Here is a 16,907-nt window from a genome sequence, read left to right as displayed (position 1 = left end):
CTTCGTATGCTCGGACCATGACCGACAGCAGCGCGCTCGACCTCGACCCCGAGGACCGCAAGATCGTGACCCTGGCCCGCTCCGCGCGGGCCCGCAACGGCGTGCCGGAGGGCGCGGCCGTACGGGACGAGACGGGACGGACGTACGTCGCCGGGACGGTGGCCCTGGAGTCGCTGCGGCTGAGCGCGCTGCGCACGGCGGTGGCGATGGCCGTGGCCTCCGGGGCGAAGTCGCTGGAGGCGGCGGCCGTGGTGACCGAGGCGGACCTGCCCGCCGAGGACCTCGCCGCCGTCCTCGACCTCGGTGGCGCCGGCACCCCCGTGCTGGTCGCGGGCCCCGACGGCTCGGTCCGCGAGACCCGGACGGTCTGACCGGCCGGTGCCGGCGGTTCCCTCCGCCCCCGCTCTGGGCGGAGGGAGCGGCCCGCTGTGGGGCGGGTCACCCGCCCGGGCGGGATCCGGGAGCGCCCGCCGGTACGAGGGCGCCCCGCGATCGGGGAGAATGGGCGGCATGAGCGTTCGTACACAGTCACCGCAGCCGTCCGAGGACCACCTCCACCGGGCCGGCTTCGCCTGCTTCGTGGGCCGCCCCAACGCGGGCAAGTCCACCCTCACGAACGCTCTGGTGGGCCAGAAGGTGGCGATCACCTCCAACCGCCCCCAGACCACCCGGCACACCGTGCGCGGCATCGTGCACCGCCCGGACGCCCAGCTGATCCTGGTGGACACCCCCGGCCTCCACAAGCCGCGCACCCTGCTCGGCGAGCGGCTCAACGACGTGGTGCGCACCACTTGGGCCGAGGTCGACGTGATCGGCTTCTGCCTGCCCGCCGACCAGAAGATCGGGCCGGGCGACCGGTTCATCGCCAAGGAGCTCGCGGCGATCAAGAAGGCCCCGAAGGTGGCGATCGTCACCAAGACCGACCTGGTCGACTCCAAGCAGCTCGCCGAGCAGCTGATCGCGGTGGACCAGCTCGGCAAGGAGCTGGGCATCACCTGGGCGGAGATCATCCCCGTGTCGGCGACCGCCGGCAAGCAGGTCGACCTGCTCGCCGACCTGCTGATCCCGCTGATGCCCGAGGGCCCGGCGCTGTACCCGGAGGGCGACCTCACCGACGAGCCCGAGCAGGTGATGATCGCGGAGCTGATCCGCGAGGCCGCCCTGGAGGGCGTGCGCGACGAACTGCCGCACTCCATCGCCGTGGTCGTCGAGGAGATGCTGCCGCGCGAGGACCGGCCGGCCGACAAGCCGCTGCTGGACATCCACGCCAACCTGTACATCGAGCGCTCCAGCCAGAAGGGCATCGTCATCGGCCCCAAGGGCCAGCGCCTGAAGGACGTCGGGATCAAGTCCCGCAAGCAGATCGAGGCGCTGCTGGGCACCCCGGTCTTCCTCGACCTGCACGTCAAGGTCGCCAAGGACTGGCAGCGCGACCCCAAGCAGCTGCGCAAGCTGGGCTTCTGACAGCTCCCGCGGACGCGACGACGGCCCCGGTACCGCTCCTCGGTACCGGGGCCGTCGTGCGTCGTGCCGGGGCCGTCGTGCGTCGTGCCGGAGCCGTCGTGCGTGCCGTGCGGCTCAGCGGCGGGGGAATTCGTACGCCTCGACCTCGGCGAGGTAGCGGGCGCGGCGCTCCTCGTCGTCCTCGAGGAAGGAGGCGAGGAAGGAGTTGCGGGCGAGCTCGCGCAGCCGGTCCTCGTCCAGGCCGAGCCGGTCGCGGACGGCGTCGAAGTTGTCGCCGGCGTAGCCGCCGAAGTAGGCGGGGTCGTCGGAGTTGACCGTGCACAGCAGCCCGGCCTCCATCATCGCCGGGAGCGGGTGGTCCTCCAGGACGTCGACGGCCCGCAGCCGCACGTTGGACAGCGGGCACAGGGTGAGCGGGATCCGCTCCCGCACCAGCCGCTCCACCAGCGCCGGGTCCTCCATGCAGCGCAGACCGTGGTCCACGCGCTCGACGCCGAGCACGTCCAGGGCTTCGGTGACGTAGGAGGCGGGGCCCTCCTCGCCGGCGTGGGCGACGCGGCGCAGGCCGAGGGCGGCGGCCGCTTCGTAGACCTCCCGAAACTTCACCGGCGGGTGGCCCACCTCGGCAGAGTCCAGCCCGATCCCGGTGATCCGGTCCAGGTACGGCCGGGCGAGCTCCAGGGTCTCCATGGCGGACCCGGCGGACTCGTCGCGCAGGAAGCACATGATCAGCCGGGTGGAGACGCCGTGGTTCTCCTCGCTCGCGGCCAGTGCCCGCCCCAGGCCCTCCACCACGGTGCCCATCTCCACGCCGCGGGCCAGGTGGGCCTGCGGGTCGAAGAAGATCTCGGCGTGCCGCACGCCCTGGGCGGCGGCCCGGCGCAGGTAGGCGTCGGCGAGGTCCTCGAAGTCCCGCTCGGTGCGCAGCACTGCCATGCAGGCGTAGTACAGGTCGAGGAAGGACTGCAGGTCCTCGAAGGCCTGGGCGGCGCGCAGCTCGTCGACGGACGCGTACGGCAGCGTCACGCCGTTGCGCGCGGCGAGCTCGAAGGCGAGCTCCGGCTCCAGGGTGCCTTCTATGTGGAGGTGCAGTTCTGCTTTCGGGAGGGGCATCAGAAGATGATACGCATACGCCCCGTCCTGCCCGAAATGGGCCGGGCCGGCTGCGGGCGCGGCTGCGAACCCGCTCCGGGCCCGGCTCCGGCCCTGGTCAGACCCGCCGCGGGACGGGGATCCGCTGCAGGTCGCGGGCGATGGTCAGCTCGCCCTCGAAGCCGGCCGCGCGGGCCTGCCGGGCGAACTCCTCCGGGTCGGAGTAGCGCTGGCTGAAGTGGGTGAGCACCAGGTGGCGCACGCCCGCGTCGCGGGCCACGCGGGCCGCCTGGCCGGCGGTGAGGTGGCCGTGATCCTCGGCCAGGGCGACGTCCTCGTCGAGGAAGGTGGACTCGACGGTCAGCAGGTCGCAGCCCTCGGCGAGGCGGTGGACGCCGTCGCAGAGCCGGGTGTCCATGACGAACGCGAACCGCTGTCCGCGCCGCACCTCGCTGACCTCGTCCAGGGTGACGCCGTTCAGCTCGCCGTCGCGCTGGAGACGGCCGACGTCGGGGCCCTGGATGCCGTGCGCGGCCAGCCGCTCGGGGAGTATCCGGCGGCCGTCGGGCTCCACCAGCCGGTAGCCGTAGGACTCGACGGGGTGGTCGAGCCGGTGGGCCTCCAGCGTGCAGCCGGCCACCCGGCCGACCGGCCCGTCGGAGTCGACCGGCTCCTCGGCCAGCTTCACCGTCTCGCGGTAGGCGGTGGCGTACCGCAGCCGGTCGAAGAAGCGCTGCCCGGAACGCGGGTAGTGGGCGGTGACCGGGTGCGGGACGCGGTCCAGGTTGATCCGCTGGATGACGCCGGCCAGCCCCAGCGAGTGGTCTCCGTGGAAGTGGGTGACGCAGAGCCGGTTGAGGTCGTGCGCGGCCACCCCGGCGCGAAGCATCTGCCGCTGCGTCCCCTCACCGGGGTCGAACAGGATGCCCTCGCCGTCCCACCGCAGCAGGTAGCCGTTGTGGTTGCGGTGCCGGGTCGGAACCTGGCTGGCGGTGCCGAGCACCACCAGTTCACGCACGGACACGCTCGCTCTCGCCCTTCCCTCGCCGCTGCGGCCGCGTCAGCCGGGCGGCCACTGCAGGCCGCGCCCGCCGAGGACGTGGGCGTGCGCGTGGAAGACCGTCTGCCCGGCGCCGGAGCCGGTGTTGAAGATCGTGCGGTAGCTGTCCAGCTTCTCCTCCTCGGCGACGGCCCGGGTCTCGCGCAGCACGTCGGCGGCGAGCTCGGGCGCCTCGGCGGCGAGCGTGGCGGCGTCCGCGTGGTGGGCCTTGGGGATCACCAGGACGTGGGTGGGGGCCTGCGGGTTTATGTCCCGGAACGCGAGCGTGGTGTCCGTCTCGCGCACGACGGTGGCCGGGATCTCTCCCGCGACGATCTTGCAGAACAGGCAGTCGTCCTGCGGCTCCCCTGCCATGGGCCCTCCTCGTTCGTGATCGTTCACGCCCGGTCATCGTAGCGCCCCGCACCGACGGCGGGGACGGTGCTTCCGGCGCGGCCCCGCACGGGGCGGGACCGCGCCGGAAGCGGTCGCCTCACAGCGACGGCGGCGTCTTCGCGGGCGTGCGGGACAGGGCCTCCAGGGCGATCCGGACCGCCTCGTCCAGCTGCGGGTCGCGGCCGGCGGCGTGGTCCTGCGGGGTCTGCACCACCTCGACGTCCGGGTCGACGCCGTGGTTCTCGACGCCCCAGCCGAGCTCCTCGAACCAGAAGGCGTACTTCGGCTGGGTCACCAGGGTGCCGTCGACCAGCCGGTACCGGCTGTCGATGCCGACGACGCCGCCCCAGGTGCGGGTGCCGACCACCGGGCCGATGCCCAGCGCCTTGACCGCGGCGTTGACGATGTCGCCGTCGGAGCCGGAGAACTCGTTGGCCACCGCGACCACCGGGCCCCGCGGCGCGTCCAGCGGGTAGCTCATGGGGCGCTTGCCGCGCGGCACGTCCCAGCCGACGATCCGCCGGGCCAGCTTCTCCACGACCAGCTGCGAGGTGTGGCCGCCCCGGTTCTCCCGGACGTCGACGATCAGCCCCTCCCGGGCCACCTCGACGACCAGGTCGCGGTGGATCTGCGCCCAGCCGGCGCCCATCATGTCGGGCACGTGCAGGTAGCCGAGCCGGCCGCCGCTCAGTTCGTGCACGTGGGCCCGGCGGTCGGCGACCCAGGCGTGGTAGCGCAGCGCCTCCTCGTCGTCGGTGGGCACCACCACGGTGTGCCGGGGGTCGCCGCCGGCCGCCGGGGCCACCGTCAGCTCGACCGGCTTGCCCGCCGTGCCGGCCAGCAGCGGCCAGGGGCCGCGCACCGGGTCGACGGGCCGCCCGCCGACGGCGACGATCGCGTCGCCGGGCCGGACCGCGACGCCCGGGGCGGCCAGCGGGGAGCGGGCCTTGGGGTCGGAGGTCTCCGAGGGCAGCACCCGGTCGACCCGCCAGGCCCCGTCCTCGTGCCGGGAGACGTCCGCGCCGAGCAGCCCCTGCCGCTCGTCGGCGCCGTGGCCGGCGGGCGTGACGTAGGCGTGCGAGGTGCCGAGTTCGCCCTGCACCTCCCAGAGCAGGTCGACCAGGTCGTCGTGGGTGGCGAGCCGGTCGACGACCGGGCGGTAGCGGTCCAGGACGGCCTGCCAGTCGACGCCGCCGAGGTCGGGGCGCCAGAAGTTGTCCCGCATCAGGCGGCCGGCCTCGTCGAACATCTGCCGCCACTCGGCGGCCGGGTCGACGAGGTGGTGGATCCGGCCGAGGTCCACGGCGACCTCGTCGTCGCCGGAGGCCCGCCGGTCGCTCGGCACCACCCGGAGCCGGCCGCCGCCCCACACCGCCAGCCGCTTGCCGTCGCCGCTGACCGCGTAGGCGTCGACGTCCTCACCCAGGGTGTCCAGCCGCAGCTGGGCCAGGTCGTAGCGCTCGAGGTCGCTCTTGGGACCGGAGTCGTCGGGGGTGGCCCGCGAGGCGCCGAGCACGCCCTCGACGGGGTGCCGCAGCCACAGCACGCCGTCCTTCGCGGTGCGCAGCGTGGTGTAGCGGGCGGCCTCCACCGGGAAGGGCACGATCCGGTCGGCGAGGCCCTCGGGGTCGATGCGGGTGGCGGGGGTGCCCTCGCTCTCCGGCGTCTCGTCCTTGTCGGGGGCGTCCACCGGCCGCCCGTGCCGCTGCGGGCCGAACGGGGAGGGCGTGGTGGCGGCGAGGGTGATCAGGTAGGGGCGGTTGGCGCCGACGAAGGCCAGGTCGAAGGAGTGCTCGTCGTAGACCGGGTCGAAGGCGCGCGCCGACAGGAAGGCGAGGTGCTTGCCGTCGGGGGTGAAGGCGGGCGAGAAGTCCCGGAACCGCAGCGGGGTCGCCTCGACCACCGACCCGTCGGCGGTGTGCGCCAGCTTCAGCTGGGCGAGCTCGCCGACGCCCGGGTGGGACCAGGCCAGCCAGGCCGAGTCGGGCGAGAAGACCAGCCCGGAGCAGTCGCCGTTCTCGCTGCGGTCCACCTCGCGGAGCTCGCCGCTCTCCCGCTCGACGAGCAGCACCCGCCCGTCGTGGGAGGCGACGGCGAACCGTCCGCCGTCGGGCGCCACGGTCAGGCCGAGCACCCGGCCGAGCCGTCCGGCGGCGATCCGGCGCGGGCCGCCGCCCGCGGCGGGGCCGGTCGCCGGGGCGAACTCCAGGGCGTCCTCGCCCTCGGCGTCGGTGACCCAGACCGCCCATTCCTCGCCGTCCACCCGGAAGGCGCGGGCCAGCCGGTTGCGCACGCCCGGCTCGGCGGCCAGGGCGCGCGCCGGGCCGGAGCGGTGGGTGACCCAGTGGACGCCGCCGCGGACGGTGACGGCGCTGCCGCGGGCGGTGTGGTCGGGCGAGAAGCCGCCGAGCCACCGCGAGGGGGTCACGGGGTAGGGCTGCAGGTCGGCCCGCTGGCCGCCGAGGCGGACCTCCAGGCGGCGCGGCTCGGCGCCGTCCAGGTCGTCGAGCAGCCACAGCTCGCCGGCCGAGCTGTACACGACGCGCCCGCCGTCGGTGGCGGCGTGCCGGGCGTAGAAGGCGTCGTCCTCGACGGGGGTGTGGCGGCGCAGGTCGGAGCCGTCGGCGAGGGAGGAGTGGAGCGCGCCGACGCCCTCGTGGTCGGAGAGGAAGGCGATGCGGTCCCCCACCCACAGCGGGTACTCGATGTTCCCGTCGAGGCCGGCGTGGAGGCGGGCGAACTCGCCGGGCGTCTCCTCGGACTCGATCCACAGCTTGCCCGCGGTGCCGCCCCGGTAGCGCTTCCACCAGGCCGCCTCGCGGCCCATCGGCGCGGACAGCAGCACGGTGCGCGGGCCGAAGGCCACGTCGCCGACCGGGCCGTACGGCAGCCGCTCGGCGGGTCCGCCGTCCAGCGGCACGGCACGGGCCCAGGACCGGCGCAGGGTGGCCTCACCGTGGGCGGAGGTCACCAGGACCCGCCCGTCCGGGGTCCAGCCGCGGACCCGGGTGGTGGGCGCGCCCCAGTGCGTCAGGCGCCGCGCGGGCCCGCCGTCCACGGGGGCGGCGTACGCCTCGGGGGCGCCGTCGCGGACCGAGGTCCAGGCGACGTGGGTGCCGTCCGGGGAGATGCGGGGGTGGTTGACCGGCATGTTGTCCGCGCTGACCCGCCAGGCTCGGCCGCCGTCGACCGGGGCGACCCAGACGTCGTCCTCGGCGGTGAAGGCGATCAGGTCGCCGTGCAGGTGCGGGAAGCGGAGATACGCGGGAGCGAGCGTCGAGGCAGACTTCGTCACCCGGTCAGCCTAAGCAGCGACCCCCGTCCCCCAACAGCCTTTCCACCGATCACGGCACGGGGTCCACCGGGGCGCGAGCCCGGTCACGACCAGCGGCCCGTGCGGCCGAGCAGGAGCGCGACGGCCGCCGTCCCCGCCGTGGAGGTCCGCAGCACGCTCCGCCCCAGCCGGTACGCCCCCGCCCCCGCCTGGGCGAACAGCTCCAGCTCCTGCGGCGCGACTCCGCCCTCGGGCCCCACGACCAGCACGATCTCCCCCGACGGCGGCAGCTCGCAGGTGGCCAGCGCCTCACCGGGGAAGTCACGGTCCTCGTGCAGCACCGCCGCGAAGTCCGCCCGCGCCAGCAGCGCCGCGACCTGCTTGCCGCTCGCGAGCTCCGCGACCTCGGGGAACCGCGTCCGCCGCGACTGCTTGCCCGCCTCCCGCGCGGTGGCCCGCCACTTGGCCAGCGCCTTGGCCCCCCGCTCGCCCTTCCACTGCGTGATGCACCGCGCCGCGGACCAGGGGACGATCGCGTCCACCCCGGTCTCGGTCATGGTCTCCACCGCCAGCTCGCCCCGGTCGCCCTTGGGCAGCGCCTGCACCACCGTGATGCGCGGGTTCGGCACGGGCTCCTCGCGGACCTCCGCGAGCCCGCCGACGACGAGCCGGTCCTTGCCCTCGGCGGCCTCGACGACGCCCTCGGCCCAGTGGCCCCGGCCGTCGGTGAGCACCACCGCCTCACCCGGCTGGAGCCGCTTGACCGACACCGCGTGCCGGCCCTCCGGACCCTCCAGGAGGTACGTGGACCCGTGCGGCACGAGCTCGTCGACGACGAAGACGGGGGCGGTCAACTACGCCTCCTGGCGCGGTGGTTCGGAAACGGCGATGGTGCGGGAACAGCGGTGGTCCGGGAACAGCGGCGGTGCGCAACGGCGGCGGCTCGGGAACGGGAAAACGGGAGCCGCCCCGGACCCGGCAGGGCCCGGGGCGGCTCCCGCGGGCGCCTCAGCGCCCGTTGAAGGCGTCCTTCAGCCGGGAGAACAGCCCCTGCTGACCGGGCTGGAACTGCCCGGTGGGCCGCTCCTCCCCGCGCAGCTTGGCCAGTTCGCGCAGCACCCGCTCCTGCTCCGGGTCCAGCTTCGTCGGCGTCAGCACCTCGACGTGCACGATGAGGTCGCCGCGACCGCCGCCGCGCAGGTGGGTGACGCCGCGCCCGTGCAGCGGGATCGACTGCCCGGACTGCGTGCCGGGGCGGATGTCGACCTCCTCGCTGCCGTCGAGCGTCTCCAGCGGCACCTTGGTGCCGAGCGCCGCCGCCGTCATCGGGATCGTCACCGTGCAGTGCAGGTCGTCCCCGCGCCGCTGGAACGTCTCGTGCGGCAGCTCGTGGATCTCGACGTACAGGTCGCCGGCCGGCCCTCCGCCCGGGCCGACCTCGCCCTCGCCGGCCAGCTGGATCCGGGTGCCGTTGTCGACGCCGGCGGGGATCTTCACGGTCAGCGTCCGGCGCGAGCGCACCCGGCCGTCGCCCGCGCACTCGGGGCACGGATTGGGCACGACGGTGCCGAAGCCCTGGCACTGGGGGCAGGGCCTGGAGGTCATGACCTGGCCGAGGAAGGACCGCGTCACCTGGGACACCTCGCCGCGGCCGCGGCACATGTCACAGGTCTGCGCGGAGGTGCCGGGGGCGGCGCCCTCGCCGTGACAGGTCTTGCAGACCACGGCCGTGTCGACCTGGAGTTCCTTGGTGGTCCCGAAGGCCGCCTCGGTCAGCTCGACGTCCAGCCGGATCATGGCGTCCTGGCCGCGGCGGGTCCGCGAGCGCGGTCCGCGCTGGGAGGCCGTGCCGAAGAAGGCGTCCATGATGTCGGAGAAGTTGCCGAAGCCGCCGGCCCCGAAGCCGCCCGCACCCGCGCCGGCGCCGCCGGCCTGGGAGAGCGGGTCGCCGCCGAGGTCGTAGACCTGCTTCTTCTGCGGATCCGAGAGCACCTCGTAGGCGGCGTTGATCTCCTTGAACCGCTCCTGCGTCTTCGGATCGGGATTGACGTCCGGGTGCAGCTCGCGCGCGAGCCTCCGGAACGCCTTCTTGATCTCGTCCTGGGACGCGTCGCGGCGCACGCCGAGTACGGCGTAGTAGTCCGTGGCCACTTACGACTCCGCCAGGATCTGTCCGACGTACCGTGCCACTGCGCGTACTGCTCCCATCGTTCCCGGGTAATCCATGCGGGTCGGTCCGACCACGCCGAGCTTGGCGACTGCCTCGCCGCCCGAACCGTAGCCCACCGACACGACGGACGTGGAGTTGAGCCCCTCGTACTCGTTCTCATGACCGATACGGACGGTCATGGCCGAATCCTGCGCCTCCCCAAGGAGTTTGAGGAGCACGACCTGCTCCTCGAGCGCCTCCAGGACGGGCTGGATGGTGAGGGGAAAATCATGTGTGAAGCGGGTCAGGTTGGCGGTGCCGCCGATCATCAGCCGCTCCTCGGTCCGCTCGACGAGCGTCTCCAGCAGGGTGGAGAGCACCGAGGCCACCGTGGAGCGGTCCTCCTGCTCGAAGGCCTCCGGCAGGTCCTGCACCAGCAGCGGCACGTCGGTGAACCGGCGTCCGGTGACCCGGCTGTTGAGCCGGGCGCGGAGGTCGGCGAGGGTGTTCTCACCGATCGGGGCGGGGCAGTCGATCAGGCGCTGCTCGACCCGGCCGGTGTCGGTGATCAGCACCAGCATCACCCGGGCCGGCGCGAGCGCCAGCAGCTCCACGTGCCGCACCGCCGAACGCGTGAGCGACGGATACTGGACGACCGCGACCTGCCGGGTCAGCTGCGCCAGCAGCCGCACCGTGCGGGCCACCACGTCGTCGAGGTCGACGGCGCCGTCCAGGAAGTTCTGGATGGCCCGCCGCTCGGGCTGGGTCATCGGCTTCACGTCGGCCAGCCGGTCGACGAAGAGCCGGTACCCCTTGTCGGTGGGGATCCGCCCCGCGCTGGTGTGGGGCTGGGCGATGTAGCCCTCCTCCTCCAGCGCGGACATGTCGTTGCGCACCGTCGCGGGGGACACACCGAGGTTGTGCCGCTCGGTGAGGGCCTTGGAGCCCACCGGCTCCTCGGTCCCGACGTAGTCCTGGACGATGGCGCGCAACACCTGCAGCCTGCGTTCACTCAGCATCGCGCACACCTCCGGATGTCGGCTCGGCCTCACCGCTTCTGCCCCTTGCGTCGACTGGCACTCTGCTTGCGCGAGTGCCAGTCATCACCTGTCAGTGTACGGCCGGAGGGTACGGCGCGGGCAAGGGCGGTCGCCGTGCGGTCCCGATAGCGTCGCCCCATGAGCGTGACCTGGGAAGCCCCTGGTGGAGGGGAAAGTCTCGGCTGGGAGGCCCTGGCCCCCGGCGTGCGGCGGCTGCGGCTGCCCGTCTGGGACTGCACGGTGGGCCTGGTGACCGGCCCCGACGGTGCGTTGCTGGTGGACGCGGGCTCGAGTGTGGCGGAGGGAACACGGATCCGCCAGGAGGCCGAGGAGCTGCTGGGGGCGGGGAGGAGGATCACACACGTGGCCCTCACCCATCCTCACTTCGACCACGTGTTCGGCGCCGGTGTGTTCGCCGGCGCGGAGGCGCACGCCGCGGTCGGCTGCGGCGCGCTGCTGGCCTCCGCCGAGGGACGGGAGGCCCTGCGGGCCGACGCGGTGGCGAACGGGCTGACCGCCGGGGCCGCGGACACGGCGCTGGAGGCGCTGACCGTGCCGCGGCACGAGGTGCACGACGACCACGTGCTGGAGCTGGGCGGCGGCGTCCGCCCGGTGCTCGCCGCGATGGGGCCGGGTCACACCGCGCACGACCTGGCGGTCCTGGTGCCGGGGGCGCGCCCGGTGGTGTTCTGCGGCGACCTGGTCGAGGAGTCCGGTGAACCCCAGGCCGGTCAGGACGCGGTGCCCTCGCGCTGGGCGGCGGCCCTCACCCGGCTGCTGGAGCTGGGCGGCGAGGACGCGCTCTACGTGCCGGGGCACGGAGCGGTGGTCGACGCCGCCTTCGTGCGGCGGCAGCGCGAGGAGCTGTCCCGGAGGTTCGGCACGGCCTGGTGAGGCGGCGCGAGGGCGTGTCGCCTCCACACGGGTCGCCGTTTCTCCTATCGTCAGCCGAATGCGCCAGTACTCCCCCGACCTCACGCCGCCGTGGAAGAAGCCCAAGCCGGTGCCCGAGGTCCCCGCGGAGCCCGGCCTGGTCGTGGAGGACCCCGCCACCGGGTTCTGCGGGGCCGTGGTGGGCTGCGAGGCCGGCACGGTCACCCTGGAGGACCGGCACGGCAAGCACCGCGTCTTCCCGCTGGCCCCGGCCGCCTTCCTGCTGGAGGGCCGCCCGGTGACCCTGGTCCGCGCCGCCGCGGCCGCCCCGAAGCGCCCCTCGCGCACCGCCTCGGGCTCGGTCGCGGTCCCCGGCGCGCGGGCGCGGGTGGCCCGCGCGGGGCGCATCTACGTCGAGGGACGGCACGACGCGGAGCTGGTCGAGAAGGTGTGGGGCGACGACCTGCGCATCGAGGGCGTGGTCGTGGAGTACCTGGAGGGCGTGGACGACCTGCCGGCCGTGGTCGAGGAGTTCGCCCCCGGCCCCGACGCCCGGCTGGGCGTCCTGGTCGACCACCTGGTGCCCGGCTCCAAGGAGTGGCGCATCGCCGAGGCGGTCACCAGCGACCACGCCCTGGCGGTCGGCCACCCCTACATCGACATCTGGCAGGCCGTGAAGCCCGCCGCCCTGGGCATCGAGGCCTGGCCGGTGATCCCCCGCGGCCAGGACTGGAAGACCGGCGTCTGCCGCGCCCTCGGCTGGCCCGACAACACCGGCGCCGCCTGGCGCCACATCCTCTCCCGCGTCCGCGACTGGAAGGATCTGGAGCCGGAGCTGCTGGGCCGCGTCGAGGAACTGATCGACTTCGTCACGGCACCCTGACGCACCTGACCGCGTTCACGGCAAGCGATGCGGCCGGGCGGTCCCGTAGACCTCGAACTCCTCCGTCTCCAGCTCGAGGCCGAGCGGGTCCAAGGGCGTGCGGTCTCCGAACTTGGTGATCCGCTGGCCGCGGTAGTCCGCCCGCTCGGCATCACCGGTCGGCTCGGTGAGCAGCACGCACCGCCCCATGATCGGATCGATGACGAAGTAGGCCGGGATGCGCGCGGCGGCGTAGACGGATCGTTTGACCCCGCAGTCGCGCTCCACGCTCGTTCGTGAGACGACTTCCACGACCATCGTGATGATCTCGCAGGGCATCAGGCTGCCGTGCCGCGGCCCGATGCCGCGCTCGATCACGACCAGGTCGGGCTGCGGCTGACTTGCCTCCGCGAGGATCGTGACGTTCTGCGTCTGAAGACGGCGCCAGCGACTGCGGGGGATCTGATCCTGCACCGCCTCGTTCCGCACGGGTTCACCTGTGGGGGTGGTTCGTGTGATCAGTCCACCAGGTCCCGGACCACGGCGTCGGCCAGCAGGCGGCCGCGGAGGGTCAGCGCGGCGCGGCCGGCGGTGAAGGACTCGGGGCGCAGCAGGCCGTCGGCGAGGGCGCGGTCGGCGGCGGCGCGGCCGGCCGGGAGCAGGAGGTCCAGGGGGACGCCGTCCACCAGCCGCAGCTCCAGCAGGATCCGCTCGACGCGCCGGTCCTCTACGGAGAGCAGTTCGCGCCCCGCGCCCGGGGAGCGCCCCTCGGCGAGGGCCGCCGCGTAGGCGCCGGGGTGCTTGACGTTCCACCACCGCACGCCCCCGACGTGGCTGTGCGCGCCCGGTCCGGCGCCCCACCAGTCGGCGCCGCGCCAGTACAGCTCGTTGTGCAGGCAGCGGGCCGCGTCGGAGGCGGCCCAGTTGGAGACCTCGTACCAGTCGAGCCCGGCCGCCGTGAGCATCTCCTCGGCGATCAGGTAGCGGTCGGCGTGCACGTCGTCGTCGGTCATGGGGACCTCGCCGCGCTTGATCCGGCGGGCCAGCCCGGTGCCCTCCTCGACGATCAGCGCGTACGCCGAGACGTGGTCGGGACCGGCGCCCAGCGCGGCCTCCAGCGAGGCGCGCCAGTCGTCGTCGGACTCCCCCGGCGTGCCGTAGATCAGGTCCAGGTTGACGTGTTCGAACCCGGCGGCGCGCGCCTCGGCGACGCACTGCTCGGGGCGGCCGGGGGTGTGGGTGCGGTCGAGGATCCGCAGCACGTGGGGGCGGGCGGACTGCATGCCGAAGGAGATCCGGTTGTAGCCGCCCTCGCGCAGCTCGGCGAGGTAGGCCGGGTCCACGGTCTCCGGGTTGGCCTCGGTGGTGACCTCCGCGTCCTCGGCGAGGCCGAACTCCTGGCGGACCGCGTCCAGCATCCGCACCAGGTCGCCGGCGGCCAGCAGGGTGGGGGTGCCGCCGCCGACGAAGACGGTGCGCACCGGGCGGGGGTCGTCGCCCAGCACCTTGCGGGCCAGGCGGACCTCCTCGGCGAGGGTGTCCGCGTAGTTGTCGCGGGAGGCGAGCACGCCGCCGCTGCCGCGCAGCTCGGTGGCGGTGTAGGTGTTGAAGTCGCAGTACCCGCAGCGGGTCGCGCAGTACGGGACGTGCAGGTAGAACCCGAGGGGGCGCTCCGGGGCGCCCTCGAGGGCGGAGGCCGGCAGCGCGCCGTCGGCGGGGACGGGCTCGCCGTCGGGGAGTGCGGAAGGCATGGGGACCATTGTCCCCCACCCGCGCCGTTGCCCGGGAGGACGGCCGGACCCGGAGGACCGCGGCCCGGGAACACCGGCGCCCCGGGGAGGGCGGACAGGGAGCACCGGCGCCTTGGAGGACCGCCCCGGAAACACCGACGCCCCGGCCTCCGGACCGCCTGGGGAAGGCGGCACGGGGGCCGGGGCGCTGAAAAGGGTGCCGGGTCCGTACCCGCGTGGCGAACGCAGGCCGCGTACGGACCCTTGGTGCCGGTCGGGAGCGGATGAGAGAGGGCCCGCTCTGGGTCCTTCCGGCGGTCGTTCAGTCGTTCAGATCACAGACGGACCGAGGCGATTCAGCCCTGGAGGCCGGCGACCTTGGAAGCAAGCGCCGACTTCTTGTTGGCGGCCTGGTTCTTGTGGATGACGCCCTTGGAGACGGCCTTGTCCAGCTGACGCGCAGCGGCGCGCTGGTACTCGGTCGCCTTCTCGACGTCACCCGCGGCGGCGGCCTCGCGGGCCTTGCGGATCGCGGTCTTCAGAGAGGACTTGACGGCCTTGTTGCGCAGCCGGGCCTTCTCGTTGGTCTTGTTCCGCTTGATCTGGGACTTGATGTTCGCCACGAAGGAGCCTTTTCAGGTTCTTGGCACACGAGGGCGAGGCCTCGCGGGCCGTGTGATTTTCTTGGGTGAGCCTCCGCACACAGGGCGTGGAGACACAGCCACCCAGGCTACCAGTCGCCCGACGAGCGGCCCAAACCCGTCACAGGGGCCGGGCCATGGGACGATGGAGGCTGCGTACAGATCCGACCCGAGGCATAAGGCGCCTCAAGAGACAGGACCCTGCGTGCCCGCGACCCCTAACAATGTGCCCGAGCCGAGCCGTACCGACCCGGCTCTGATCCGCAACTTCTGCATCATCGCGCACATCGACCACGGCAAGTCCACGCTCGCCGACCGGATGCTCCAGCTGACCGGCGTCGTCGAGCAGCGGCAGATGCGCGCCCAGTACCTCGACCGCATGGACATCGAGCGTGAGCGCGGCATCACGATCAAGTCCCAGGCGGTGCGTCTGCCGTGGGCCCCGAACACCGGGGACCAGCAGGGCACCACGCACATCCTGAACATGATCGACACCCCCGGGCACGTCGACTTCACCTACGAGGTGTCCCGGTCCCTGGCGGCCTGCGAGGGCACCATCCTGCTCGTCGACGCCGCCCAGGGCATCGAGGCGCAGACGCTCGCCAACCTGTACCTGGCGATGGAGAACGACCTCGCGATCATCCCGGTGCTGAACAAGATCGACCTGCCGGCCGCGCAGCCCGAGAAGTTCTCCGAGGAGCTCGCCAACCTGATCGGCTGCGACCCCTCCGACGTGCTGAAGGTCTCGGCGAAGACCGGCATCGGCGTCGAGGACCTGCTGGACCGCGTGGTCGAGCGCATCCCGGCCCCGGTCGGCGTCAAGGACGCCCCGGCCCGCGCGATGATCTTCGACTCGGTCTACGACTCGTACCGCGGCGTGGTCACCTACGTCCGGGTGATCGACGGCCAGCTCACCAAGCGCGAGCGCATCCGGATGATGTCGACCGGCGCCACGCACGAGCTGCTGGAGATCGGCACCAACTCGCCCGAGATGCTGCCGGCCGACGGCCTGGGCGTCGGCGAGGTGGGCTACCTGATCACCGGCGTGAAGGACGTCCGCCAGTCCAAGGTCGGTGACACGGTCACCACCCTGAACAAGGGCGCCACCGAGGCGCTGGGCGGCTACAAGGACCCCAAGCCGATGGTGTTCTCGGGCCTGTACCCGCTGGACGGCTCGGACTACCCGCTGCTGCGCGACGCGCTGGACAAGCTGCAGCTCAACGACGCGGCGCTGGTCTACGAGCCGGAGACGTCCGCGGCCCTGGGCTTCGGCTTCCGCGTCGGCTTCCTCGGGCTGCTCCACCTCGACGTGATCCGCGAGCGCCTGGAGCGCGAGTTCGGCCTCGACCTGATCGCCACCGCCCCCAACGTGGTCTACCGCGTGGTCATGGAGGACGGCAGCGAGCACGTCGTCACCAACCCGAGCGAGTTCCCCGAGGGCAAGATCAACGACGTGTACGAGCCGGTCGTGCGCGCCACGATCCTCGCGCCGTCGGAGTTCATCGGCGCGATCATGGAGCTGTGCCAGACGCGTCGCGGCACGCTGCTGGGCATGGACTACCTGTCCGAGGACCGCGTGGAGATCCGGTACACGCTGCCGCTCGCCGAGATCGTCTTCGACTTCTTCGACCAGCTGAAGTCCAAGACCCGCGGCTACGCCTCGCTGGACTACGAGCCCACCGGCGAGCAGACGTCCAGCCTGGTCAAGGTGGACATCCTGCTGCACGGCGACAAGGTGGACGCCTTCTCGGCGATCACCCACAAGGACGCGGCGTACGCCTACGGCGTGCGGCTGGTCGCCAAGCTGCGCGAGCTCATCCCCCGGCAGGCCTTCGAGGTGCCGATCCAGGCCGCCGTCGGCTCCCGGGTGATCGCCCGCGAGACCATCCGCGCCATCCGCAAGGACGTCCTCGCCAAGTGCTACGGCGGTGACATCTCCCGGAAGCGGAAGCTGCTGGAGAAGCAGAAGGAGGGCAAGAAGCGGATGAAGATGGTGGGTTCCGTGGAGGTCCCCCAGGAGGCCTTCATCGCCGTGCTCTCCAGCGACGAGAGCGCGTCGTCCGGCAAGGGGAAGAAGTAGGCCGGAAGTAGACCGGGAGTCCGCCGAGTTGCGGATCCCGGCGTCCGCCGGAAGGGCCCGTCGCGTCGCCGCGGCGGGCCCTTCGGCGTCGCGCGGCCGGAAGAACTGCGCAAATGCCTGCCCGTAGCCTCTTACATACCGCAGGGTCGGCCCTTACCCTGATGCCTGCTCCTCAGTTACTCGCGAGTTAAGCAGGGACACGCGAGGCCGTTCAGCCGTTCATCAGCCAGCAGCAAACCAGCCAGCCGCACCAGCAGCCGTCAGTAG

The 16,907-nt window shown here is 73.1% G+C and carries 15 protein-coding genes; 5 read left to right on the top strand and 10 right to left on the bottom strand.

The genetic code is table 11. The annotated features are described in order from the left end of the window. Window positions 1–17: 17 nt before the first annotated feature. The gene (locus Sfr03f_RS20310; protein ID WP_108955378.1) at window positions 18–371 is read left to right on the top strand and encodes a cytidine deaminase-like protein; all 354 of its coding nucleotides are present in this window, start codon (window positions 18–20) and stop codon (window positions 369–371) included. 139 nt (window positions 372–510) lie between these two features. Next, entirely contained in the window at window positions 511–1,464 is a 954-nt protein-coding gene (gene era / locus Sfr03f_RS20305; RefSeq protein WP_170145121.1) for a GTPase Era, read from the top strand. Between the two features lie 114 nt (window positions 1,465–1,578). Here era and Sfr03f_RS20300 read toward each other — a convergent pair whose 3' ends face one another. The 7 genes from Sfr03f_RS20300 to hrcA all read right to left on the bottom strand — a co-directional run bounded on the left by Sfr03f_RS20300 (window position 1,579) and on the right by hrcA (window position 10,433). Continuing rightward, window positions 1,579–2,577, bottom strand: a complete 999-nt coding sequence (locus Sfr03f_RS20300; protein ID WP_108955376.1) for an adenosine deaminase — start codon at window positions 2,575–2,577, stop codon at window positions 1,579–1,581. A gap of 97 nt (window positions 2,578–2,674) precedes the next feature. After that, window positions 2,675–3,580 carry a ribonuclease Z gene (locus Sfr03f_RS20295; protein ID WP_108955375.1) on the bottom strand — a complete coding sequence of 302 codons (906 nt, stop codon included), beginning with the start codon at window positions 3,578–3,580 and terminating at the stop codon, window positions 2,675–2,677. A 36-nt stretch (window positions 3,581–3,616) separates the two neighbouring features. Continuing rightward, window positions 3,617–3,970 carry a histidine triad nucleotide-binding protein gene (locus Sfr03f_RS20290; protein ID WP_108955374.1) on the bottom strand — a complete coding sequence of 118 codons (354 nt, stop codon included), beginning with the start codon at window positions 3,968–3,970 and terminating at the stop codon, window positions 3,617–3,619. 118 nt (window positions 3,971–4,088) lie between these two features. After that, window positions 4,089–7,286, bottom strand: a complete 3,198-nt coding sequence (locus Sfr03f_RS20285) for a S41 family peptidase (protein WP_108955373.1) — start codon at window positions 7,284–7,286, stop codon at window positions 4,089–4,091. Between the two features lie 83 nt (window positions 7,287–7,369). Further along, on the bottom strand, window positions 7,370–8,119 hold the full coding sequence (locus Sfr03f_RS20280) for a 16S rRNA (uracil(1498)-N(3))-methyltransferase (protein WP_108955372.1): 750 nt from the start codon (window positions 8,117–8,119) through the stop codon (window positions 7,370–7,372). Between the two features lie 154 nt (window positions 8,120–8,273). Next, entirely contained in the window at window positions 8,274–9,416 is a 1,143-nt protein-coding gene (gene dnaJ / locus Sfr03f_RS20275) for a molecular chaperone DnaJ (protein ID WP_108955371.1), read from the bottom strand. After that, on the bottom strand, window positions 9,417–10,433 hold the full coding sequence (hrcA, locus tag Sfr03f_RS20270; protein ID WP_108955370.1) for a heat-inducible transcriptional repressor HrcA: 1,017 nt from the start codon (window positions 10,431–10,433) through the stop codon (window positions 9,417–9,419). A 159-nt stretch (window positions 10,434–10,592) separates the two neighbouring features. Here hrcA and Sfr03f_RS20265 point away from each other — a divergent pair, with 159 nt between their 5' ends. Then, window positions 10,593–11,348 (top strand): MBL fold metallo-hydrolase, encoded by a 756-nt coding sequence (locus Sfr03f_RS20265; protein WP_108955369.1) that lies wholly within the window; start codon window positions 10,593–10,595, stop codon window positions 11,346–11,348. Between the two features lie 58 nt (window positions 11,349–11,406). Further along, on the top strand, window positions 11,407–12,210 hold the full coding sequence (locus Sfr03f_RS20260) for a DUF3097 domain-containing protein (RefSeq protein WP_108955368.1): 804 nt from the start codon (window positions 11,407–11,409) through the stop codon (window positions 12,208–12,210). A gap of 15 nt (window positions 12,211–12,225) precedes the next feature. On the opposite strand, the gene Sfr03f_RS20255 is transcribed toward Sfr03f_RS20260, so the two are convergent. The 3 genes from Sfr03f_RS20255 to rpsT form a co-directional block, all read right to left on the bottom strand. Continuing rightward, window positions 12,226–12,678 carry a Uma2 family endonuclease gene (locus tag Sfr03f_RS20255; RefSeq protein ID WP_245967656.1) on the bottom strand — a complete coding sequence of 151 codons (453 nt, stop codon included), beginning with the start codon at window positions 12,676–12,678 and terminating at the stop codon, window positions 12,226–12,228. 29 nt (window positions 12,679–12,707) lie between these two features. Continuing rightward, window positions 12,708–13,940 (bottom strand): radical SAM family heme chaperone HemW, encoded by a 1,233-nt coding sequence (gene hemW / locus Sfr03f_RS20250; protein ID WP_108955367.1) that lies wholly within the window; start codon window positions 13,938–13,940, stop codon window positions 12,708–12,710. Between the two features lie 335 nt (window positions 13,941–14,275). After that, a complete protein-coding gene (rpsT, locus tag Sfr03f_RS20245; protein ID WP_108955366.1) occupies window positions 14,276–14,542 on the bottom strand; it encodes a 30S ribosomal protein S20 in 267 nt (88 codons plus the stop codon). Between the two features lie 223 nt (window positions 14,543–14,765). Here rpsT and lepA point away from each other — a divergent pair, with 223 nt between their 5' ends. Beyond that, complete coding sequence (lepA, locus tag Sfr03f_RS20240; protein ID WP_108955365.1) at window positions 14,766–16,640, top strand: translation elongation factor 4; 1,875 nt, start codon at window positions 14,766–14,768, stop codon at window positions 16,638–16,640. Window positions 16,641–16,907: the final 267 nt, after the last annotated feature.

The organism is Streptomyces fragilis (assembly GCF_003112515.1).
Lineage (GTDB): Bacteria > Actinomycetota > Actinomycetes > Streptomycetales > Streptomycetaceae > Streptomyces > Streptomyces fragilis.
This window is presented reverse-complemented; position numbering and strand designations above follow the sequence as displayed.

Bases quoted from the DNA above. Each gene is read 5' to 3' on its own strand.
- Sfr03f_RS20260 (WP_108955368.1), top strand. From the start codon at position 11,407: ATGCGCCAGTACTCCCCCGACCTCACGCCGCCGTGGAAGAAGCCCAAG.
- Sfr03f_RS20265 (WP_108955369.1), top strand. From the start codon at position 10,593: ATGAGCGTGACCTGGGAAGCCCCTGGTGGAGGGGAAAGTCTCGGCTGG.
- Sfr03f_RS20300 (WP_108955376.1), bottom strand. From the start codon at position 2,577: ATGCCCCTCCCGAAAGCAGAACTGCACCTCCACATAGAAGGCACCCTG.
- hemW (WP_108955367.1), bottom strand. From the start codon at position 13,940: ATGCCTTCCGCACTCCCCGACGGCGAGCCCGTCCCCGCCGACGGCGCG.
- Sfr03f_RS20310 (WP_108955378.1), top strand. From the start codon at position 18: ATGACCGACAGCAGCGCGCTCGACCTCGACCCCGAGGACCGCAAGATC.
- hrcA (WP_108955370.1), bottom strand. From the start codon at position 10,433: ATGCTGAGTGAACGCAGGCTGCAGGTGTTGCGCGCCATCGTCCAGGAC.
- era (WP_170145121.1), top strand. From the start codon at position 511: ATGAGCGTTCGTACACAGTCACCGCAGCCGTCCGAGGACCACCTCCAC.
- Sfr03f_RS20290 (WP_108955374.1), bottom strand. From the start codon at position 3,970: ATGGCAGGGGAGCCGCAGGACGACTGCCTGTTCTGCAAGATCGTCGCG.